Raw genomic sequence first — 21,743 nt, 5'->3', positions numbered from 1 at the left:
GACCAAGTGAAGACAGCTATCAATATTGTCGTGTCCCTGATCGTTCTGGTGGCAGGTTTTGTCGGCTTAAGAATCTTCGGGCAGAAGCCGGAGGTGCCAACTCAGGACGCGAAGGCGGAAGACACTGGCGTGCCCGTTGAAACTGCGAAGGTGTCCGCGTGGAATCGTCCTTTCAATATGACGATCGACGGCGAAGCGTCCACCTATCGAATCGTGACGGTCGGGTCGGAGGTCGAAGGTCGCATCGTGAAGAAGGCTGAGGCGGCTCGCAGCGGAACTTACATTCGCAAAGGCGATTTGCTGTTTCAGATTGACTCGGAAAAGTATCAGCTTGAGATCGATCGATTGAGGGCGCAGCTGCAACAGGCGGACGAAGAAATTTCTGCCGTCGCCGTCGATCTCGAGAATACGGCCAGCCTGATTTCACTGGCCGAAGAAGACTTGAAGCTGCAGAACAACCAAATGGAACGCATGCGAATTCTGCTCGCGAAAAGAACGGCGAATGAGACAGAAGTTGAGGCGGCCATGAAGCAGGAACTGGTCGCCCGCAACGCATTGCAGTCATTAAAGAATCAAAAGAAATCGCTGCAACAGCGAGCGAAAACGGAAGCCGCCGATAAGGCTCTGGTGCAGGCAGAACTGGATCGTGCAGAACTGGATCTCAAACGCTGCACGGTGACGTCCACACTGGAAGGCCGCATCGTGGACGATATTGTGGAGGAAGGCGACCACATTCAATCGGGAGACGACCTTGTCCATATCAGCGACGGCTCACGTATGGAAATCAAATGCCAGCTTCGTGGCGAAGAACTGGCGTGGGTGTGGACTCAGGCGGTCGCTCCCGACAAGAACGCGAATCCGGCTCTGGCCGATCCGCTTAACCTGCCGCCCGTGCCCTGCGAAGTGGCGTTTGAGTTTGAAGGCGTCGAAACGATCTGGGATGGCTACATCGCTCGGCTTGAGGGCACTGGCATTGACCGTGACACGCGAACCTTCCCGTGCCGCGTGCTGGTAGAAGAACCTCATAAGTCACGCATCAACGACAGCGGCGGCGGGCGTCCTGTGGTGTCGCCGCCTACGTTGCTGAGCGGTATGTATGTGAACGTGCGAATTCCCATTCAATCGATCAGCCCCTTGTTGAAGTTACCACTGGAAGCTGTGCGGCCGGGTGGGCAGATTTGGGTCGATCGTGGTGGCAAACTGGACGTGGTGGAGGTTTCGCTGGCTCACAGCGAAGGTGACATGGCTCTGGTAAGGCAAAGTGGCAGCGGGCTCAGCGATGGTGACCGCGTGATTGTGTCGCCGCTGGTTTCCGTGCGAGACGGCATGAAGGTCACAAGCACAACTCAGGAGGCGGCAGAATGAAGGCTGCTGTTGCCTGGGCTATTCGTCAGTCTCCCGCCATGAACACAATCATGGTGGCAGTGTTGGTCGTCGGAGTCTTTGCCGGGATCACTCTGCGGCGCGAAGAGTTCCCTCAGTTTGAACTGGAAATCGTTCTGGTGTCCGTGCCCTACCCCGGCGCGAGTCCTGAGGAAGTGGAAAGTGGCATCTGCCAGAAAATCGAAGAAGCGGTTCGATCAGTCGACGGCGTAAAAAAAGTTACGTCAGTGGCGGGCGAAGGTGCCGGCAACGTCGTCATTGAAGTGAAGAGCGACGTGCCCAGCGTTCAGAAGGTGCTGAACGAAATTCAATCCGAAGTCGACCGCATCCCCAGCTTTCCGGACCTTGCCGAAGAACCCGAAGTGCAGCAGGTCACGTTTCGCAATTCGGCCATCACCGTTGGCGTTGTCGCTGACGAATCCGACGCTGATGATGCCGAGTTACAGCTGAGGGAAATCACCGAACGAGTGCGCGACGACCTGCTGCAGATTCCTCAGATTTCTGTGGCTGACATTTCTGGCGAACGTGAGTATCAAATTGACGTCGAAGTGCCGGAAAAAACGCTGCGAGAATACGGCTTAACGCTGACCGACGTCGCGCGGCGTGTTCGTCTACGGAACCTGGAACTGCCTGGCGGCAACATCAAAGATCGCGGCGAAACTTACCTGCTGCGCGGAAAGAATAAGCGGACTGTTGGCGAAGAGATCTCAGAAATCCCGCTGATTACTCGCCCGGACGGCGTGGTGCTGACGGTTGCTGATTTGGGCGAAGTGAAAGATGAGTTCGTCGACACAGTTTCGATCAGCCGGATCAATGGCAAGCCGGGCCTCGCGATTTCCGTGAAGGCGGCGGCTCGCGAAGACCTGTTGGCGATGGTGGAGGCCGTCCACGAATACATCGACAAAAAGGAACTTCCGGCTGGCTACCACTTCACAACATGGGGTGATAGTGCGGTGAACGTGCAGGATCGCCTGGACCTGCTGAAACGCAACGGAGCTCAGGGACTGCTGCTGGTGTTTATCGTGCTGGCTCTGTTCCTCGAGTTTCGACTTGCGTTCTGGGTGGCACTCGGAATTCCGATTTCGGTTCTGGGTGCGTGCGCTGTGCTATGGCAGTTTGATCAAACGTTGAACATGCTGTCGATGTTCGCGTTTCTAATCGCGTTGGGCATCGTTGTCGATGATGCGATCGTGATCGGTGAAAATATCTACGCTCATCGAGAACTCGGCAAGCCTTTTGTCCAGGCGGCGGTGGACGGCACGGTGGAAGTGATTCCGTCTGTCGCGACGTCTATCGCAACGACAGTCTTTGCCTTCATGCCGATGTTCTTTGTGTCCGGCGTGATGGGGAAATTCTTCGCGGTGCTGCCAATGGCCGTGATCGCGATGCTGGTGATCTCGCTGGTCGAAAGCATGTTCATACTGCCCTGCCATCTGGCTCATGGAAAGAAGGAACCGTTCTTTCTGACGGCGGGGTTAAACCGAGTTACCAATCGGTTTCTGGCCTTCTTCATCTTTCGCATCTACACGCCGATGGTGCGATTTTCTGTGACCAATCCGGCGATCACGGTCAGTACGGCCGTCACGATTGTCCTGTTGTCTGTCACGCTGGTCCGCAACGGAACCGTGCCAAGCGTGTTCTTTCCAAAGCTGGATGCTCCGGAAGTGGTGGCCAACGTGATCTTTCCGGACGGGACTCCCAGCCGAATTACTGAAGCGGCGACGCTGAAAATTGAAAAAGCGATCCAGCAGGTTAACGAGAATCATTCGACCGACGCCGGGCCGCTGGTACGCGTCATTCATCGGCTGGTCGGTTCGGTCACCACCGGCGGCGGCCCTGGCGGCGGGGAGACTTCGACCGGCGGTCACGTGGGTAAGGTCCACGTGCAGCTTGTCGATAACACCGAACGAGAAATCACCAGTCAACAGGTCGTCGACGAATGGCGAGCCGCAGTCGGCCCGATTCCCGGCGTGGAAACGGTGACGTTCAGTACTCAAAACAACGGGCCTGGCGGCAAGGCCATTGAATTCAAACTACTGGCTCCCGCCAACGACATGGATCAGCTTGAGCTGGCCGTCGAAGAGGCCAAGGAAAAGCTGCGAGGCTTTAAGGGAGTTTCTGACATTGCCGACGATTCGCGGCCCGGCAAGTGGGAACTGCAGCTCACCGAAAAGCCGGGCGCGGTTGCGTTGGGTGTGCCGTTGGACAACATCGCCAGGACCGTTCGAGCATCCTACTACGGCGAAGAAGTGATGCGGCTGCAGCGAGGGCGGCATGAAGTGAAGTTGATGGTTCGCTATCCGGAAGAGGATCGCGATTCACTGGCCAACTTTTCTGACATTCGAGTCGACGGCGGCGACGGAATTCAACGGCCCATTACGGAGCTGGCTTCTGTCAACATTCAACGCGGATTCTCGGAAATCAACCGCATCGATCAGCGGCGGTCAATCACGGTTTCGGCAGACGTGGACGAAAAGGAAAACAACGCGAAGCAGATTGTCGAAGAGCTTCAGGGACCGAAGCCAAGCGGCTTCAGCATCTTTCGGGATAAGGTTCGCGTCCTGTTTGGTGGCAAACCAACGCCGCCTCAGGACGCATTCATCCCGGCGTTGCTGGAGAAGTATCCATCGCTGCGAATTCGCTGGGAGGGGCAACAGGAACAGGACACCGAGAGCATCGGGAGTCTGTTCACGGGGTTCGTCATTGCAATGCTGGCAACGTTTGTGCTGTTGACGGTCGAGTTCAATTCGTACGGTCAGCCGCTGGTGGTGATGGCGGTGATTCCGTTCGGAATCGTTGGAGCGATCTGGGGGCACGCTTTCATGGGACTGCCGCTAACCCTGTTCAGTATGCTGGGGCTTGTGGCGTTGACGGGCGTTGTGGTGAATGATTCGATCGTGCTGGTCGACTTTATCAACGCCAGAGTCCGATCCGGTTTACCCCTGAAAGAGGCTGTTATCGAGGCGGGACAACGTCGTTTTCGTCCCGTCCTGTTGACGTCGCTGACTACGGTCGCGGGCCTGCTGCCAATCCTGACCGAAAAGTCGTTTCAGGCCCAGTTGGTGATCCCCATGGCCACCAGTCTGTGTTTTGGCCTGATGCTGTCGACGTTGCTGGTTCTGGTTCTGGTGCCGACATTCTTCTTCATCTACGGCAGCCTGTTTGGCGTGCGAGCTGCTGAAGAAACCGTTGCTGTTGCAGAACCGACAGACAAATCTGCGGCTGTGGCGACTCCTGTGGGTTAAGTGCAGGGTTGAGTCCCGCAGATGGCACCCATTCAGTGAGGAGACAGACGCATGGCCGACCTGCAAAACCCACGTCTGATTTACCTGAAGGGCGCGTTGTTTCTGCTTTGCGGAATACTCTCCGCGGCAATCCTGCTGGCTCAGTCGCCGCACTGGCAAACGATGGTGCTGCTGGTCTTGACGGTTTGGAGTTTCAGCCGCTTCTACTACTTCGCGTTTTATGTCATCCAGCACTACGTAGACGACAGCTTTCGGTTTGCCGGGCTGTGGGATTTCGCGAAGCACTGTTGGCATTCACGAGCAGGCAAAGTGGGGCATGGCGAATAGCCCCATCTCTCCCGCGCAGGTCTTGCACATCGGGCTACCGGAGGGTGGCACTACTGCCTCACGATATAAATCCCGTCAGCCGACACAGCCAGCAGGTCTGCGTCGTTAATTGAAGCCTTGCCCGTGATCACCACCAGCTGCGGTTCCTCGACGTCAAACAATTCGCGGCTGTCGATCCCAATGACTTCGCCCTTGTCATCGTGGAAGCGGACTTCGGCCAAGTAGTCGTTGATATTGCGGCTGCAGAAAGGGCACGTGTGAGGGTTGTGGTCCTTCTCACCTTCGTGCCCCGTTGCGTCCGTCACGATAAAAGCGGCCTTGCCTGTTTCCCATGGCGGCAGATCACCGGCTGTGATCCGAGCCAGGATGGTGACATCGATTTCGTCCGCAGCGCCGTCTTCCAGCAAACTCGTGCGAATCTTTTTCGTCGATGTCGTCTGCTCTGGTCTGTCCTTAAGCACAAGTTGCTCGCGGAGTGCCAGCACCTCCGCATCGACAGACTCACCACAGCCCGTCAGGCAGGCTGAAAGCAGCAGCAAACCCATCGATGTAACAGCGAAGGCTTTCACGTGACTACTCCTTCTTTTCGCCGGCGGATGGCTTTTCGTCGTGGTCATGGTCGTCATCTTTGTGTTCACCGTCATGATCGTGGTCGCCATCTTCGTGATCGTCGTGGCCATGATCGTGCTCGCCGCCTTCAGCTAGTGGGCCTGCCGCGGTGCCAATGGCAGCTATCGCCGCATCGATTTTTTCTGACACTTCGCTGTAGTCTGATCCTTCTTCCGGGTCGTGCATTTTGTCATCGACCGCACCGAAGGATTCGAACAGGGTGTCGACATTTGTTTTGATGGTTGCCTTTGCTTCGTCAGACAACTCGGCCTTATCCGCCAGAACCTGCAAATCTTCCAACAAATGGCCGACATCATGCAGCGGGCCATGAGCCGCATCTGCATCTCCTTCCTTAAACGCATCTCGCACAGTGTCACGCAGCGCAGTCACCTGAGCATACGCTCCGGCCAGTGTTTCCGGATGACCCTGACCGTGCCCGTGGTCGTGTCCATGATCGTGGCCGCCTCCCATCACGGGTGGTTTGGGTGTGGATTCTCCATCCGTACACCCGGCTAACGAACAGGCAAACATTGCGGCAGCCGCAAATCCGGCGAAACGTGAGATCATTGTATTTCCTTTTGAATATCGAATTGAAACAGGAGCGGAACGCCGCGAATTGTAGCGTCCGTTGCTGCCAACCACATTATCGCGAGCCATATGTTCCGATCTACGTCTTTTTGCCGCCGGATGAGGGACCGAATTGCAGCAGAAAGGCTTTCGACGGGCCTTTACAGCGAATCTCGCTGACTTGTGGCCGCGGAACAAGCTGTTCGGACGACGAAGGCTGTTTCCCACGAGCCCCAACCGTCCACGACACAAGGGAAACTGCTCGAGTTTTACGAGGTCGCGAGTCTGCCGGCCCCCACCCACGATACTTGCTGCCGTCTGCCATTGCAGAGAGTGTTGTCGGTGGGCGCTGAAGTGGACCGCCCGCGAATTTGCAATCCAGATGAAGCCGCCGGCCGGCGTGAAATCCAAGCGATGCGGAGCCGAACCGGTCAGGCTGACCGGTTTCGGGTTCACCTCACTGGTTCGGCCGCCTGAAGACGATCAGTTGTCCGTTTCCTTGCTCTGTTTGTCCGGTAGCCGTCCGGCTTCTTTCAGCGCCTTTCGCAGGACAAAATCCAATTGACCATTCGTACTGCGCAATTCGTCCTCGGCCCACCCACGCAACGCGTCCAGGATTTTTGGATCTGTTCGCAATAAGAATGATTCGCGCGCCATGTCGTGTTGACATCCTTTCTGGCCGAAACAACAACCGCAGCCGCGAATTCGCCTCACGCCTGCGGCTCGTCCGTTCCTGATCTAGCTGTACAACGTTCCCGTGTTCACGACTGGTTGTGTGTGAGCTCCGCTACACAGCACGACCAGCAGGTTCGAAACCATGGTGGCTTTGCGGTCTTCATCCAGTTCCACGATCCCGTCTCGCTTGAGATGGTCAAGCGCCATGTCGACCATTCCGACGGCTCCTTCCACAATCTTCGTGCGAGCCGCCACCACGGCCTGAGCCTGCTGACGCTGCAGCATGGCCGCTGCAATTTCCTGAGCGTAAGCCAGATGGCTGATGCGAGCTTCAATGACATTGATACCGGCCTTGTCCAGACGTTCCTGAATATCAGCCTTCAGTTGCTCACAGACTTCTGTGGTGTTTCCTCGAAGCGACACCTGTGAATCGTCACTGTCGTACGGATGCCGACTGGCCAGAACTCGCAACGCCGCCTCGCTTTGCACCTCCATGAAATTTTCGTAGTCGTCCACTTCGAACATCGCTTCCGCAGTGTCAACGACCTTCCACACGACGACCGCGGAAATATCGATCGGATTGCCGTCACTGTCGTTAACCTTGGAGGGCTTACCGCCGGTTCGACTGCTCTTGGCAACAACCTGTCCGGCTTCATTCTTCTTTTCCGGCGTTGTCATCGAGCCGGTCTCGAAGTTTCGAACTCGCAATGACAGCTTCTTCTTCGAGTAGAATGGGTTTACCCAGAAGAAGCCCGAATCTTTGGCTGACCCTTTGTAGGCACCAAAAAGAAGCAGCACACGCGACTGATTCGGCGCGATGGCCATAAATCCGCAGCAGCAGGTCAACGCAAAAAGCAGCAGGCCGATTCCGGACAGAATTTGAACGGGGCTCTCCTTACTGGCCCCGACAATCAGCAGCCCTAATCCAGCAAAGAACATCGCAATAACGCCAACAAGAGCGGGCCAGCCCGACATGGGGCGATACGGTTTTTCTGTGTGCATGACGTGTTTCCTTTGACCAAAAGGGTGATTTCGTCGCGATACCGGTATGATATCACTTTGATATGCTGCGTCAACGGAGGTTTCTCGCCGACGGATCACCGATTTCTGGAGGAATTTCCAAACCGCTCGCTGGCTCTGGTGTAGCTCACTGTTGCTGAATCGAGCAATTCCAGCCGCGAAGACACGCCAGTTCGCGTTCCATGACAAAATCTTCTAACGCTGTCCCCAAGGATCAACTTCGCACTCCCGCCCCCCTCCCGCGACCAACGGGAGCACCGCCGGCGCTTCCGCCTTCCCCCCTGCTCACCCGCCCGCCACGCCAACCGCCCGTCGGTGCGTACCGACAATTAGTTGCTTAACCAGGCCGCCAGCGTTTCGGTTGGATCTTCTTTGGGCTCTGTCGGAATCAGATCCTTCTTCGCCACGTTGGTCAGAGTGGCCACGTATTCCATGGTGCTCTTCAAAGCGTCGGGAGTCGCAGTTGCGTCCAGCTTGCAGCAGTAGATCACCAGGTAGTCGCCGTTCGACGCTTTCTCAATCGTCCACGCTCCCATTTTTGTGCGAGCACTCTGCTGCAGCAGTTGGGTTAGCACGTCGACGCCAGGCGCTTCTTTCAACGTTGCGGCCAGAGCCCATACTTTCCGCACGTCAGCTCGGCCGTAGTATTCGATTTCCTTTGTGACGAAGACTGCCTGTTTCGTTTCGTCCTTTTGATCGAATGAAACTTCCATGTGGCCACTGTCGTGTTTGGTGAACGTGAGTTCGGCTTTCTCCAGAAGTTCATCAATCGGCAACGGAGCGGGCTTCCACTGACTTTCCAGAAACGATTTCACTTCTGTGATGTCAACGTTGTAGCTGACCAGTCGAGCTTTTGGTGAAATCGATTGAGCGATCGCAACCAGTTCGCCGTCGCTATTGACGACGGGGCCACCGCTATCGCCGGGGTTGATCGGCGAAGTTGTTTCGACAACCTTGAAGTCGTGTTCGCCAGCGCCGGTGCGAAACTGCTTTTGATAGGCCGACCGAACGGTTCCCGACGTGAACACCCACAGTGCGTCGGATGATCCGGAGTTCCCGATTGACTGGACCTGAGCTCCCGGACTAATCGTCTTGCGAGCCATGTCGATGGCTTTGGTGCCTTCGGGCAGTTTGTCGAGTTCCACCAGTGCGAGATCCCGCTTGCGATCGACTCCCAGCACGCGGCCGCGAATGCCAAGTTTTCGAACGTTCTTGAGATAGTGATTGCGATCGTTGATGGGCTGGCCGTCCTTCATCTCCGGGAAGAAAATCACGGCCGCTCGAGCATCACCGACCACATGAAAATTGGTCACCAGCAGTTTCTTTTCTGCATTGACCAGGACGCCTGTTCCGCTGGACGTCGAACCGCCTGTTTTGGCCAGCACCCACGCCGTGGACTTCAACGTTTCGTTGTAGATTTCGACATCGGCCAGAGCGGATTGACTAAGGCCAGCCAGGGCGACCGCACAGGCCGCGAGTCGAACGATTTGTGGCTTGATTGAATACTTCATGGGATCACCGTTTGGGAATGTGTTTCAGGTTGGCAAAAAAGCGGGCGATTGGTGACGCCTTCGCACTATCCCTCAGCGAGAATCCGTCGAATTTGTTACAGGATGAAGGTGAAAAACACACATTCGAACCACGAATGGCGGCCACGATGTTTGGCCCTCATTGCAACGTTTCTCCCGAAACGCTGGTGTTTTGCGAGCGGCAAAGAGAATCGTCTACGCGTCAGCGGCAATTCTTGATCCGTCGGTGCCGGCAGCACCCGCCATTGTGGCTCGACTTTCCAAGTCGAGAAGGGGCAGCACGGCGCGCCTCACCGCAGCGGTCGATACCTGTTGAGCAAGGTCCAAGGGAAGCTATTTCCTGAACGAGCGTACTCGACTCGGAGCGTCGAGCCACAAATTCCACTTCAATCGACATCTGCGAAAACCATACTCACGCCTTCGTGAAGGCCAGTGCTTTTGTCTTATCAGGTGTGAATGTGAACGTCGTGGCGGACGTCATTTTAATGGTGCCGAACAGCTTCATACCGTCAGTGCCAGTCATCGTGAGGACGCCGGACACGATTGCGAAATTGCCGCTGGATTTCGTCTGCTTGCCGTTGTTGACGAAGACCAAATTGAACTGCCCATCCGCCGAGAATGCGATCGCAAACGCCTCAGTCGCTGACCGAGCGGCAGACCACTTGCCGACAAGGCTGGTCGCGTTGGCAACCAGCGTTTTTTCTGCCGGTGGCGTGGTTGGGGCTTGCTGCTGCGTGGTGGACGGTGCTTCTGAATGATCCCAAATCGCTTCATGTCGCTTTGCAACGGTCGCCATGCGGTTGATTTCGTCCCTCAGGATTCGTCCGGTCACACCGTTGTTCCTAAGAACGCAATACAGTTCTGTGCGTTTGCGGATCTTGCTGTAACCGAATACAGCGGGAGCCTCCTGTTGGTTGACCTGCATCATCTTCAGCAACGTGTCAGCGGAAAGCTGGCTGCTGTCTTCGATGGTTTGAAGGCCCAGCATGATGGTGATGTGGTCCTCATCTTCGGAAATGGCTGCCAGAACAGGAAATTCCCATGGATTGAGATCCTTCTGAGCCGCTGCGCTGCGGCTGCCAGCCACCTTCCCATCGAAGCCCGCTGACTTCAGTAATTCACGCAGTTCGGCGGCTTTGGTGATTCGCTTCGCCAGCAGATTGGCAGGATTGGTCGCGGATGACGGTCCTGGTGAGCTTTCGAAGACAGACTTCGTGCGAACGCTGGAAAACAGGTCGTCTCCGTCTGCAAACGCAACGCTGGTCACGGAAACAAAGACTATGGCAAGCGAAATCGTGGACTTAAACATGGCAGCACCTGTGAACGGCTGAGTTGATTCTCAGAACACGCGCCGACGGATTCTCGACGCTCCATTCACCGAAGCGTGCTGGTTGCAGATTTGTTACAGAAGAAAAGTACGAAGACGGCTATCGGCGGCAAACCAGCGAACGGCCGCTTCGCACATGCAGCCCACGTACACGTAGCAGCGTCTCTCCGAGACTTTGATTGCCGCCAGCTTTCGAGTCTCGGAGAGACTCGTCTACGTGGAAGCAATTACGCGAAGCTACCCTTCCGCATCGGCCAAAATCTCATGCAATTGCTTCATCGTGCGAGTCAGCATCACTCGCACGGCGGCGTCGGACTTCCCAAGCAAGTCCGCGATTTCTTTGGACGGCTTGTTTTCAATGTACTTCAGCCGGATTGCTTCGCGCTGCTCGTCTTTGAGTTGCAGCATGGCTTCCTGCAGACGCACTTCTCGAGCGTTTCGCGAAAACGCCGCGCTGGGTGTCGTCATGCTTTTGACCAGCATATTGACGAAACCGATCTCCTGTCCGCCCGGCGACTTTGCTTCCAGTGCTCGTTCTTTGCCGGCGTCTCGTTTTTGAGCATCAAAGAAATGACGATGAGCGTCCACGATTTTGCGTTCGGACAGATGGCACAGCCAGGAAAACGGCTCACGGTCGCCCGGCCATTCCGGGGTGAGGGTCTTTATCGCTTCGGCACTGACTTCCTGAAAGATGTCTTCGACTTCGACTTTTTTCCGCAGCGATTCGCCGAGTCGCCGGCTGATAAACGCCATTAGCTGCTTTTGGTTGACATTCAGAAAAGCAGCCAGTGCGTCGACGCTGCCTTCGCTGATTCCCTTCAGGAGTTCCGGGTCGTCTTCGTGCATTTTAGAGTGTCCTGTGCTTCAACTGATGTGGCTGGCAGTTATGGTATCCTTCCCGCCGACCCAAAAAAACTGATGACGGCCAAACCATTCATGAGTCCTTCCAGCGATCAGCCTGACAGCCAGCACGACACGCATCAGCCGACGTCTCAGGCGAGCAGTTCCGACGGTGTCGATGCTGTCGACTGGGACCGGCTCGGCAGTTATGTGGAGAGTTTTCTTGAGGCATGGGAAGCGGATGGATTCGGGCCGCTGCTGAATGAACATTTGCCGCACGATGACATCGCGCTGCGTCGGATGACATTGATCGAGCTGATCAAAGTCGATCTGGAATACCGCCACAACAGCGACGGCGCAGCGCTTCGGTTGGAAGACTACCTTGCCGAACACCCGGAACTGGGCCAGCCCGATGGCATGCCGGCGGAGTTGATTCACGAAGAGTTTCACATTCGTCGGGCTGCGGGCGAATCCGTCAGCGGTCAGGATTGCCTGAAACGTTTCCCGGACAAGGCGGCTGAGATTGGTCAGTTGTTTCAGCTGGAATCGACCAGCAATATGGAACCGTCCGGCACGACGTTGACGGAAGCCTTTCAACCCGGCGAACGGGTGGGCGACTTCTATTTGATGTCGGCGCTGGGTGCCGGCGCGTTCGGCAGTGTGTTTCTTGCTCGCCAGGAATCCATGCAGCGGCTTGTGGCATTGAAAATTTCCGGCGACCGAGGCAGTGAAGGCCAAACGCTGGCTCAGCTCGATCATCCGCACATCGTTCGAGTTCACGATCAAACCCGCCTGCCGGAACAAAATCTACGGCTGCTGTACATGCAGTTTGCGGCTGGCGGAACATTGCAGGCTGTCATTAAAACGGCGAATTCTGCGGAGCTCAAAACTGGTCGCATCGTGGCAGAATGCATCGCCGCTGCCGTCGAAAAAACGGGCGTGCTGTCGGCTCAGAGTATCCCTCTGAAGGGTGGCATCGCGGATAAGCCATGGAGTGAAGTCACCTGCCAGCTGGGCATGGAACTGGCTCATGCTCTGCACTACGCTCACGGTCGCGGCATTCTGCATCGCGACATTAAGCCGGCCAACGTCTTACTGGAAGCCAATGGAGCCGCAAAGCTGGCGGACTTCAACATCAGCTTTAGTTCGGCCACCGAAGGAGCAACTCCAGCCGCGTACTTCGGCGGCAGTCTGGCCTACATGTCGCCTGAACAACTTCAGGCCTTCGACCCGACACACGCGACAAAGCCGGAAGACCTCGACGCCCGCGCGGACGTGTTTTCGCTGGGCGTGCTGCTATGGGAACTGTTCTATGGCAAACGCCCGTTCGACGACGAAGCGATCGGCGGAAGTATGTCGGACATGCTGTCGGGAATGATCAAATTGCGGCATGACGGCGGCAGTGAACCACCTGAGCGTTCTGCGAATGCGGTCGAACAGCAGCTATTTCGAATTCTGAGTCGGTGTCTGGCTCCAGACCCGGACGACCGCTATCAAACGGCCAACGAAGTCGCACGCGAACTGGGCCTGTGCCTGCAACCGCGAGTCGCTCAATTGATGCACTGCAGCCAGGCGGGCTGGCGACGTCTGGCAATTGCCTGGCCGTTGGCTGCCCTGCTCTTCGCCGCCATCTTTCCTCACGTGCCGGCCGCGATGTTCAACTATGTCTATAACGAACGAGCCATCGTTAAGCAGCTTTCGGCAGAAGCGGAACCCGTCTTCACACGTTTCGTAATCGCGATCAACGTGGTCGCATTTTCGATCGGATTCGCCTGCTGCATCTGGTTTACACGCCCGATTGTGAATCGCGTCCGAAAGCGGAACACGCGGTCAGGGCTCCCAGCCACAACGGCGTCCTCCGTGCCCGCAAACTCTGGTGATGAAGGCTCATTGTCGAGCATTCGAGTTCGCACACTGCGCTACAGTCGCTTCGTCACGATTCTCGGCATTTCAGAATGGATCATCGCTGGCATGGCTTATCCCATCGCACTGAACGCGGCGGAGGGGATGGACTTAAAATGGCAGGCTCACTTTTTTGTGTCGCTGTTGGTGTGCGGACTTGTCGCGGCGGCGTACCCATTCTTCCTGACGGCAACGTTGGCCATTCGAGCCTTCATTCCCGCACTCATTCGCAACGGACAGCTAACGGCACAGGACCAGTCAGAACTCCATCGCCTGTCGGAACAATCCATCTGGTCGCTGTACCTCGCTGGCGGCGTTCCGGCCGTTGGCATGATGATCCTGCTTTCGACTCAGGACACCGCCGCCAGCAAATTTCCGTTGCAGGTATTCAGCGTGCTGGGAGCCGTCGGTTTCGCCTTCGTGCTAAGCCTTGCGAAGTCGCTGCAATCGGATATTGAAGCGCTGCTGGAGTCGGCTCGACTGTTGGCGGAAGATGCGGCGGTTCTCAATTAGCTGCGGCGAAACCGATCTCGGTCATAATTGCGGCAACGCTGCCTTCGCCAGCTCGGCTTCACATTCCTTGATGGCTTCTTGAATCGCCGATTCTCCTTCAGCTTTTTGATCTGCATTGATCTCCAAATCAGCGGCAGAGAACAGCTTCAAGCCAAGCTCAAAATGGTGTTTCGCGTCGACGAAAGCCCCATCATTCATTAGTGCCGCAGCTAGAAGAAGGGTGGCATTGGGATGCTCAGGCGCAAGGTCAAAGCATCTTCTAGCCCGCTCCACCGCAACGGGGTGGCCGCGTTCGACGAGCTGCGATGCTTCTTCTGCCCATGCCGCCATGGCCGTCGCACGAACAACGTCGGGCGTTGCTCGCAGCGCGACCAGTAGATTCCCTCCATCGGTTGGCCGGTTGTCGTCGGGGATGAAGCTCCTTAGCTGACCAATGTTAATCATCCCAAACAGAACGCTCGCCGCCTTGACCTTGACGGGATTCTCAAACATCAGCCCAAAGACGATTGCCACCACGCCGACGACGACGCACAGTCCCGGTCCCGCGATGCTGATCATTGCCTTCCGCCACTTCCAACCATCGAGCGTCCACGGCGCTGCCCATACGCGACCGCCGTAGCTCCGGCCAAACGAAACCAGCGTCTCGCCAATCTGAAAACTGAAAACTTCGTCACCGATTCCAAGCTGTATTCGAAAAACTCTAAATCGTACCGCCAGCGCCATCAGCGTGTGCCCCAGTTCGTGAATCACAATCACGATTGGCGACAAAGCAGACTCCATCCAATTAGGACCAGAATAAACATCGGTACCCTGTTCCCCAAACCTGAAAGTTCGTCCGGCCGAATCAACTCATTCCGCCGGGCCGTATTCCGCAACCACCGCAGCAATCACGGCTACGGCGCACACAACTCCTGGCAGGATGAGCGGTAGGGCCAGTGCTTTGAAACCGCTAAACCGCGACAGCGGTCCGGTGACGAAAATGCACAACATCAGCGGAGCCGCGGGAAGCAGTAAATAGCTGATCAGTGGAACCTCGCTGAAGGATTCCACTCGACCGATCAGCAGGATGCCCGCCAGTAGAATCGTAAACGGCAGGGCGAGACCTTCGAAGGTTTGATCGTGCCGTTTACACGCGGTAAGAAGTCCCATGCCCACGAGTGCCCCGGCTCCGCAGCCGGCGACTTGGCAGAACAGCAAACTTCCCGACAACAGCAGTACGACCGATGCGGCGACCATCGTCATTCCCAACACGACCGAAACCAGCCAGCTCGGCGTGTGTTGCGTTGAAGGTTCCAGAGCCAGCAGCACCGGGATCACAAGAACGAGCCATGCGATGCGGTGCGTGGCGGCAGACGGTTCCAGATGTTCCCAGCCCGGCACCAGTTGCCATGCCGCGAATCCGGCGACCGCTGCCGCAATCGCGATGCGCATCGGTAGATGTCGCTGCGGGATTGCTGAGGCAACGCCGGCTGCCAGAACCGTGTACGGCAGCCATTCGCGGTAGACTTCGGGAATATAGGGCCCGAGTTCCAGAAGCCAGTACCCGGTAAGGAAACCGGCCGTCAGAGCCAGTGGAGCCGCAGTCGCACGGCTGACTTTTTCCGAAAGCATGCGGCAGAAGACGAGCAGCACAACCGCCGAGACGACTGCGGGTACGGCAAATCCATAGGCGAGATCATTGAATGTAAATGGCACGACTTAGCTGCCGATTGTGACCATCATCTGCACATCATCCTCAACCTTGTCCGGACCGTATTCCATGCCGAAGGCCGTGCGCTGAATTGTGAATTCCGCATCCAGCTTCAATCCGTCTTCGGTAGAAACCGTGGCAGGAAACGAAATGGTTTTCGTGGTGCCCAGCAGCGTCAGGTCACCCGTGACGACGACCTGGCCCGCTTCGCCCGCTTCGATTTTTGTCGCCGCAAACGACGCTTCCGGATGCTGATTCACGTCGAAGAAGTCGGGGCTTTTCAGATGATTTGTCAGCTTGTCCTGTTCCGTGGTGATCGATGTCGTATCGATAGCCACCTCCAGCGATTTTAGCTCACCGCCTTCAACGATGGCGGTGCCGTCAAACTTTTCAAACTGTCCCGTGCGCGCCTTGGGGTCGGGCTTTTCGTCGGTGACGTGTGAACCAATGAATGCAATCGTGGTGTTATCTGGTGTCAGCGCGATGCTGTCTCCATCCGCCGCTGTCGCATCTTCGTCGGCACTGGCCATCCCGTGATCCGCATCGTCGAGATCGTTTTCCACGTCCACCGGATCGGTTTCAGGAGCTTCGGAACCGGTGCAACCAATCAGCAGCATTGCCGGGAAAATGGTCAGGAGTACATAGAGTTTCATCGGAGAAATCCTTTATTGAATTCGTTGAAGAGCAACTGGGCTTGCAGGCAGGCGACTGATTATCTTAGCCGACAACAAATCGGCCGTCTTTCCGACGAATGCCGCGAAAGTGGAAATGGTGGCTTTTGGTCGGTCCCCGCCGCGCGGTTTGTACTGACCGATGCACGTAGAGCTTCAGACTCAGACAAGGAAATGACCGAAGCAGGTTCAGGGGACAGGTTTCCGCGTTCTGCATTCTTAAGATTTGCAACCCGCCGTCATGCAAAGCCTCCCGGACATCGCTCCGCTTGTCCGATCTCCCCCTCAGCTTCGCTGGGGAGAGGTCGATGCGGTGACTTGCCAATTCACCTTCACGACACGCAGCATCGGAAGGGCATGTCCTTCCCTTGATTCATTCTCCCGCACCCGTGTCCAATTCAATACGTCTCCCGAAATTCGACTTCGCCGCGTGGCCGGTGCTCTGCTACTTCTGCAGCAGCACGTTCACTCCCTTTTTGTTCGACAGAACGATGTCCGGCTTGCCGTCTTTGTTCATGTCGTGGATTTCGAATTGAGTTCCCACGCCGGTGCCTTTGCCAGCGAGAATTTCGTGGGGAACGAAAGTTGGTGCCTGGCCTTTCGTTCGTTTGACTTCATACCAATACATCACGACTTCGTCGTTGCCGCCCGGATCGTTGCCGTTGTGAGCGAAGAAACGTTTGCCGGTGACGTAGTCAAGCTGTCCATCGCCGTTAATGTCGACTTGTTCGACCGCATGCGTCTGGGAATAAGATTTGTCAATTTCGTGCAGGTCCCAACCATTGTCGCCCTTGTTTTCTGCCCACCACACACCGTACTCATGAGCCGAACTTAAGAACAGGTCTGCGTCACCGTCCATGTCCAGATCGTCGGCGTAAATGTTGGCGGCTCTTGGCAGTGGCGTCTCTTTGCCATCGACCTTGATGCGAATCGGGTGGAATTTCCAGGTCGCGTCACTGCTGAGGTCGCCCGGTGATTCCCACCAACCGTGAGCAATTATGACATCGCGATGTCCGTCGTTGTTCATGTCGCCCGCACCCAGGCCGTGGTAGTACTTGAACGTACCGTTGTCGAGGCCTCGATTCTTCGCATCGGCCGGTTCGGCACTCGGTTCACTGACGGCATGAAAAGCGAACTTTTCGCCAACTTTGGATTTGTCCGGAATCTGTATGAAGCCCATCTGTGCTTCCGGTTGAGAGCCAAACAGAAACTCAGGCGTGCCATCGTCGTTTAAGTCTTCAAACTCAGGCGATTCGTTGCAGATGCTGGTCCAGATGATGTGTTCTTTCCAGTGTCCGCCGTCTTTTCCAGGGTTCTGATACCAATGAAATGGGTCGCCTGGAAAGCCGATTAGCACCACGTCCATCCATCCGTCTTTGTTGAAGTCCCACGCCGCGTTGGCAAAGCTGTTGCTGTAGCCTTTGCCTGCGACGAAATCGCCCGGCATGCGGACTTCGTGCAGCTTCCACTTGGATGCGTCTGTGTGGTCGGCGGAATCAACCGGCGGAGCGGCATACCACACATCACCGGCAACGACGTCTGGCGACCCATCGTTGTTCAAATCGGCCGCGGCAGCGCCTTCGGATCGGAAACGTTCGTCAAGCTTGATGCGGACCCAGTTAGGGTCGTCGTCAGCGGAAACAATTGAAGCGACACAAACTAAAGATGCGATGGAGAGACGGGTGACGAAAATTTTCATGGCAAATTGTGCTCGCTAAATCGAAGGCGGGAATGGTCTGGCAGCCAGCATAACCAATCAGGCAGCGAAGCGAAAATCATGTGGCGAGATTTGAAGAGGCACTGCATCCACGTGACCGCCGTGCGTGCCAATTCTGCGATGCTGGCCATGTTGCATCCTCGACATTCGCACTTACCAACGGCAGAATGATGGCGACACTCTACCCACGGATTCCGGAGCCATTAATGCGTTCGCTGTTGACTTTGCTGGTCCTGTTGTCATCGGCTTTGTTGCTTCAGGTTGCCAGCGGCGACGAAGCATCTCCCGTCGAACGAGGCCGAGCGTCCTCGGACGCGACCAGTCCGGACGTCGCCCCAGCAACACCGCCAGAGAACGATCTGGATCATCTTCCCAAGGGCCGAAAGTTTCCGCCGTTTGGTGTCTTCCACACCAGCGACGAGGTTTCGCCCGGTCACGTTTTGATTGCGCCGCTGAGTTCAGGCTTCACGTATTTGCTGGACAACGATGGCAAGATCGTTCACCAATGGGAGGCCAACTGCAGGCCTGGCCAGTCCGCATATCTGTTGGAAGACGGTAGTCTGCTGCGAGCTGGCAAGGTCGACAACTTTGGCCAGTTTCCAGCGACAACTGGCAGCGGCGGACGGATCCAGAAGTATGACTGGGACGGGCATCTGACGTGGGACTTTGTTTCCAGTTCCGCGTATCGCATGAGTCACCATGATATTGAGCCCATGCCCAACGGCAACGTTCTGTGCATCGTGTGGGAATCGTACCTTCGGGAAGTGGCTGAACAGGCGGGACGCAATCCGGATCGATTGGTCGGCGATGTGCTGTGGTTTGAAGCCATCTTCGAACTGAAACCGAAGGGGTTGGATGAAGCCGAAATTGTGTGGAAGTGGAGTCTGCGCGATCACGTCGTGCAGAATTTTGACGAAACGAAAGACAACTTCGGCCAGCCTTCAGAACATCCCGAACTGGCGGACATCAACTACATGCTACGGCCGGTAGCGGACTGGGTTCATATGAATTCCATCGACTACAACCCCGACCTGGATCAAATCATGGTTGGGTCTCGATCGTTGAGTGAATTCTGGATCATCGATCACAGTACGACGATCGAAGAAGCCAAAGGCCATACAGGCGGCAGGTCGGGCCGCGGCGGTGATCTGTTGTACCGTTGGGGGAATCCTGAGGTATACGGTCGAGGCACCGATGATGACCGCATGCTGTTCAATCCGCACGATGCCAACTGGATTCCCAAAGGCCTACCAGGAGCTGGTCACGTTTTAGTGTTTAACAACGGCATCGCTCAGACGGAGCAGCACTTTTCTTCCGCCGACGAAATTACTTTGCCGCTGCTGGACGATGGAACTTATCTGCTGGAGGACGGAAAGGCGTATGGCCCCTCTGACCTGACGTGGACGTTCGAAGACCCCGGACGACTGTTTTCTCCGCGAATTTCGGGAGCTCAGCGGATGCCAAACGGAAACACACTGATCTGTTCAGGAACTCAACACCTGCTATTGGAGGTGACTCCCAAGGCGAAAATTGTGTGGATGTATCGCAACCCACCGCGATTTTATGAGCCGCCAAAAAGCAATCGACGCGGTCAGTCCAGTGGGCCTCAAATCAGTCCATCGGATCTGACAAAAGAAGAACAGGACGCACTGCGCATTGAAGGCGGCGTTCCGCTGGAAGAAGGCGGTACGATGTTCCGCGTGGTGAAGTACCCGCCGGATTATGCGGCGTTCAAGGGGCGGCTGCCCAAAGGTAAGTAGTGTTTCGATTCAAATTGAAGCTGCCCTTCCTGTGAATTCGCACGGCGTGGCGGTTAGAATGGCGATCGCTGTTCCGCCGCACATTCTGGTAGTCGTGCGACCTCGACAGAAAACCCATTCCACAGTAACGATGGAGCTTCCTTGATGTCTGCGGCCTACGCTCAACTACACCAACTGTTGAAGCATTTATATCATGCTGAACAACTGCTGGAACATGGGCCTCGGCGGATTGTGGCAGCTCAGAACAAGGTGGCCGCTGCCGAGCAGGCGTGCGTCGACCAAAAAGAGCAGATTCAATTATTGAAAAAAGCGGCCGACCAGAACTCACTGAACCTGAAGAGCCGCGAAGCCGACATTCAGAAGTTGACAGGACAACTGAACCAGGCGAGTTCCAACAAAGAATACGACATCATTCAGGCTCAGATTTCCGCCGCGAAAGCAGGCGACGCAGAACTGGAAGACAAGATCCTGTCTTTGTTCAGTCAGATTGATGAGGCGACTGAGGAATTAGCCAGTCGTCAGGAGCAGCTTGACCTGGCCAAACAAAAGTCGTCGGACGTGGCGGCCGAAGTCAAAGAAAAAGAGCCCGGCCTGAAGGCAGAAGTCAGCCGGCTGACTGCGGAAATCGAGCAGGTGGAGAAAGCGATCCCAGGCGGCGAATCGAATTCCGCCTACAAGCGGCTACGAGCGTCAATGGGACCTTCGGCGCTGGCCCTGGTCGACGATGGCTTTTGCTCAGAGTGCAACACTGGAGCGACTCAGCAGGACGTCGTGCGCATGAACCTTGGTGAATTCGTGCTGTGCCGCGCGTGCGGCCGGATTCTGTATCAGGTTGGTCACGAGGCATCGTAACAGCGACCCCGGTTAAGCCGCAGGCCGATTGCTCACAGGTTAACCGTGAGTATGAACTGCCGAGTTCCGCGCGCACGAGGCCGAATGCCGTGCTCGAAAGCTGTTGAGGTCCGACTACAATAAGTCAGACCACGGGGTTGCTTTGCGGTTACGGGCCACTCCAGCCGTATTGGCCGAGGGTCATCACGAGAAAGACGATGCCCACGATGACGGCTCCCAGTGAGACAAACATCAGGCCATCGTAGATGGTGGGATCAGAGTTTTGTTGTGACATTGTCGCCTACCTGAATTTCGCCTTGTCGAGTTTCTTCTTTGACCACACAGATCGCAGAATCCGGTTGAACTTCGATTACGCGAGCCTGACAGATGTACTTGTCGTCGCGATAAATCGTGATGTCCATTTCCGTATGAATGTGGTCGTCACTGCCGATTGTGATCTTCACCAGTTCCTGAGTACGAGCCTGATTTCGCTGTGCAGCTTTGACGTAACCGTCCACTTTTTCGACCTGCCGGCCCACCATCCCAACAGGTACGGCAGTTCGGGGGTCAATGTCGTTCAGTCGCAGCAGGTCACTTAGGTTGGCGACCTTGCCAAGCAATTGATCTTCTTTTTCGCGGGCATCGGCCAGTCGGCCCTGAGCGTCCAGGTTTTCGTCTTCTTTCTGCTGAAGCTCACGACGCAGGTCGGCGATTCGAGCGCGAAGGCTGTCTGCTTCTTTCTTTTGAGCATCAGCTTCTGCCACGCGCGCGGATGCTTCGCTGGTAGCGACTTGTGCATCGGCCATGGCTTTGTCACGTTCCAACATCACGGCTGTGAGCTGGGCGTTCGCTGTCTGAGCCTGCAACCGAGCAGCGTCGAGTTCGGCAACGGCGTTGTCGCGAGCGACTTCCGCTTCTTTTTTCGCATCCGTTAACAGCTTGGTGTCACGGGCTTTGGCGGAAATTTGGTCTTCTGTGTTCTGGCGGGCGACGTTCAGATCGGCCTGCAACTGCAGCGACTGTTCGCGCCACTGGCCCATATAAGAATAGGCCGCGCCTGCGAAGCACATGAACAGAATGCTGAAGACCAACTGCAGCACAATCAGCATTTTGCCGACAACGTTGTTCATAATGCTC

19 protein-coding genes are annotated in these 21,743 nt (G+C 56.1%); 6 read left to right on the top strand and 13 right to left on the bottom strand.

The window, feature by feature from the left end:
• Positions 1 to 6 precede the first annotated feature (6 nt).
• Genes Fuma_RS23585 through Fuma_RS23575 form a run of 3 tightly spaced genes read left to right on the top strand, consistent with a single transcriptional unit; the run spans position 7 to position 4,955 of the window.
• Positions 7 to 1,365 carry an efflux RND transporter periplasmic adaptor subunit gene (locus Fuma_RS23585; protein WP_158521109.1) on the top strand — a complete coding sequence of 453 codons (1,359 nt, stop codon included), beginning with the start codon at positions 7 to 9 and terminating at the stop codon, positions 1,363 to 1,365.
• Positions 1,362 to 4,628, top strand: a complete 3,267-nt coding sequence (locus Fuma_RS23580; protein WP_077026284.1) for an efflux RND transporter permease subunit — start codon at positions 1,362 to 1,364, stop codon at positions 4,626 to 4,628. The genes Fuma_RS23585 and Fuma_RS23580 overlap by 4 nt, the downstream gene beginning before the upstream one ends.
• 51 nt (positions 4,629 to 4,679) lie before the next feature.
• A complete protein-coding gene (locus Fuma_RS23575; RefSeq protein ID WP_077026283.1) occupies positions 4,680 to 4,955 on the top strand; it encodes a hypothetical protein in 276 nt (91 codons plus the stop codon).
• Between the two features lie 50 nt (positions 4,956 to 5,005).
• On the opposite strand, the gene Fuma_RS23570 is transcribed toward Fuma_RS23575, so the two are convergent.
• From Fuma_RS23570 to Fuma_RS23540, 7 genes are all read right to left on the bottom strand, one after another.
• Positions 5,006 to 5,524: a hypothetical protein gene (locus Fuma_RS23570; RefSeq protein WP_145944335.1), complete on the bottom strand. Its 519-nt coding sequence runs from the start codon at positions 5,522 to 5,524 to the stop codon at positions 5,006 to 5,008.
• A gap of 4 nt (positions 5,525 to 5,528) precedes the next feature.
• Entirely contained in the window at positions 5,529 to 6,131 is a 603-nt protein-coding gene (locus Fuma_RS23565; protein ID WP_145944334.1) for a hypothetical protein, read from the bottom strand.
• A gap of 483 nt (positions 6,132 to 6,614) precedes the next feature.
• Positions 6,615 to 6,788: a type II toxin-antitoxin system antitoxin gene (locus tag Fuma_RS35995; protein WP_218922275.1), complete on the bottom strand. Its 174-nt coding sequence runs from the start codon at positions 6,786 to 6,788 to the stop codon at positions 6,615 to 6,617.
• Between the two features lie 81 nt (positions 6,789 to 6,869).
• Positions 6,870 to 7,808: an SPFH domain-containing protein gene (locus Fuma_RS23555; protein WP_077026279.1), complete on the bottom strand. Its 939-nt coding sequence runs from the start codon at positions 7,806 to 7,808 to the stop codon at positions 6,870 to 6,872.
• Between the two features lie 347 nt (positions 7,809 to 8,155).
• On the bottom strand, positions 8,156 to 9,337 hold the full coding sequence (locus Fuma_RS23550; protein WP_077026278.1) for a S1 family peptidase: 1,182 nt from the start codon (positions 9,335 to 9,337) through the stop codon (positions 8,156 to 8,158).
• A gap of 430 nt (positions 9,338 to 9,767) precedes the next feature.
• Complete coding sequence (locus Fuma_RS23545) at positions 9,768 to 10,664, bottom strand: hypothetical protein (RefSeq protein WP_077026277.1); 897 nt, start codon at positions 10,662 to 10,664, stop codon at positions 9,768 to 9,770.
• 255 nt (positions 10,665 to 10,919) lie between these two features.
• Positions 10,920 to 11,528, bottom strand: coding sequence for a sigma-70 family RNA polymerase sigma factor (locus tag Fuma_RS23540; protein WP_077026276.1), 609 nt, complete (start codon positions 11,526 to 11,528; stop codon positions 10,920 to 10,922).
• Between the two features lie 72 nt (positions 11,529 to 11,600).
• On the opposite strand from Fuma_RS23540, the gene Fuma_RS23535 reads away from it, so the two are divergent.
• Positions 11,601 to 13,937 (top strand): serine/threonine-protein kinase, encoded by a 2,337-nt coding sequence (locus Fuma_RS23535; protein ID WP_077026275.1) that lies wholly within the window; start codon positions 11,601 to 11,603, stop codon positions 13,935 to 13,937.
• 21 nt (positions 13,938 to 13,958) lie between these two features.
• Here the strand turns inward: Fuma_RS23535 and Fuma_RS23530 are convergent, their stop codons facing one another.
• The 4 genes from Fuma_RS23530 to Fuma_RS23515 form a co-directional block, all read right to left on the bottom strand.
• Positions 13,959 to 14,687, bottom strand: a complete 729-nt coding sequence (locus Fuma_RS23530) for a site-2 protease family protein (protein WP_158521108.1) — start codon at positions 14,685 to 14,687, stop codon at positions 13,959 to 13,961.
• 99 nt (positions 14,688 to 14,786) lie between these two features.
• The gene (locus tag Fuma_RS23525) at positions 14,787 to 15,632 is read right to left on the bottom strand and encodes a hypothetical protein (RefSeq protein WP_077026273.1); all 846 of its coding nucleotides are present in this window, start codon (positions 15,630 to 15,632) and stop codon (positions 14,787 to 14,789) included.
• A 3-nt stretch (positions 15,633 to 15,635) separates the two neighbouring features.
• On the bottom strand, positions 15,636 to 16,280 hold the full coding sequence (locus Fuma_RS23520; protein WP_077026272.1) for a YceI family protein: 645 nt from the start codon (positions 16,278 to 16,280) through the stop codon (positions 15,636 to 15,638).
• A 463-nt stretch (positions 16,281 to 16,743) separates the two neighbouring features.
• Positions 16,744 to 17,997, bottom strand: a complete 1,254-nt coding sequence (locus Fuma_RS23515; RefSeq protein ID WP_077026271.1) for an FG-GAP repeat domain-containing protein — start codon at positions 17,995 to 17,997, stop codon at positions 16,744 to 16,746.
• A gap of 224 nt (positions 17,998 to 18,221) precedes the next feature.
• Between Fuma_RS23515 and Fuma_RS23510 the strand changes: the two genes are divergently transcribed.
• The gene (locus Fuma_RS23510; RefSeq protein WP_077026270.1) at positions 18,222 to 19,775 is read left to right on the top strand and encodes an aryl-sulfate sulfotransferase; all 1,554 of its coding nucleotides are present in this window, start codon (positions 18,222 to 18,224) and stop codon (positions 19,773 to 19,775) included.
• Between the two features lie 144 nt (positions 19,776 to 19,919).
• The gene (locus Fuma_RS23505; protein WP_077026269.1) at positions 19,920 to 20,627 is read left to right on the top strand and encodes a zinc ribbon domain-containing protein; all 708 of its coding nucleotides are present in this window, start codon (positions 19,920 to 19,922) and stop codon (positions 20,625 to 20,627) included.
• A gap of 148 nt (positions 20,628 to 20,775) precedes the next feature.
• On the opposite strand, the gene Fuma_RS36465 is transcribed toward Fuma_RS23505, so the two are convergent.
• Positions 20,776 to 20,901, bottom strand: a complete 126-nt coding sequence (locus Fuma_RS36465) for a hypothetical protein (protein ID WP_257787779.1) — start codon at positions 20,899 to 20,901, stop codon at positions 20,776 to 20,778.
• A complete protein-coding gene (locus tag Fuma_RS23500) occupies positions 20,882 to 21,736 on the bottom strand; it encodes a hypothetical protein (protein WP_077026268.1) in 855 nt (284 codons plus the stop codon). The genes Fuma_RS36465 and Fuma_RS23500 overlap by 20 nt, the downstream gene beginning before the upstream one ends.
• Between the last annotated feature and the right edge of the window lie 7 nt (positions 21,737 to 21,743).

The organism is Fuerstiella marisgermanici (genome assembly GCF_001983935.1).
Lineage (GTDB): Bacteria > Planctomycetota > Planctomycetia > Planctomycetales > Planctomycetaceae > Fuerstiella > Fuerstiella marisgermanici.
The sequence above is the reverse complement of the archived record's forward strand: the minus strand, read 5'-3'. Positions and strand labels throughout refer to the sequence as shown.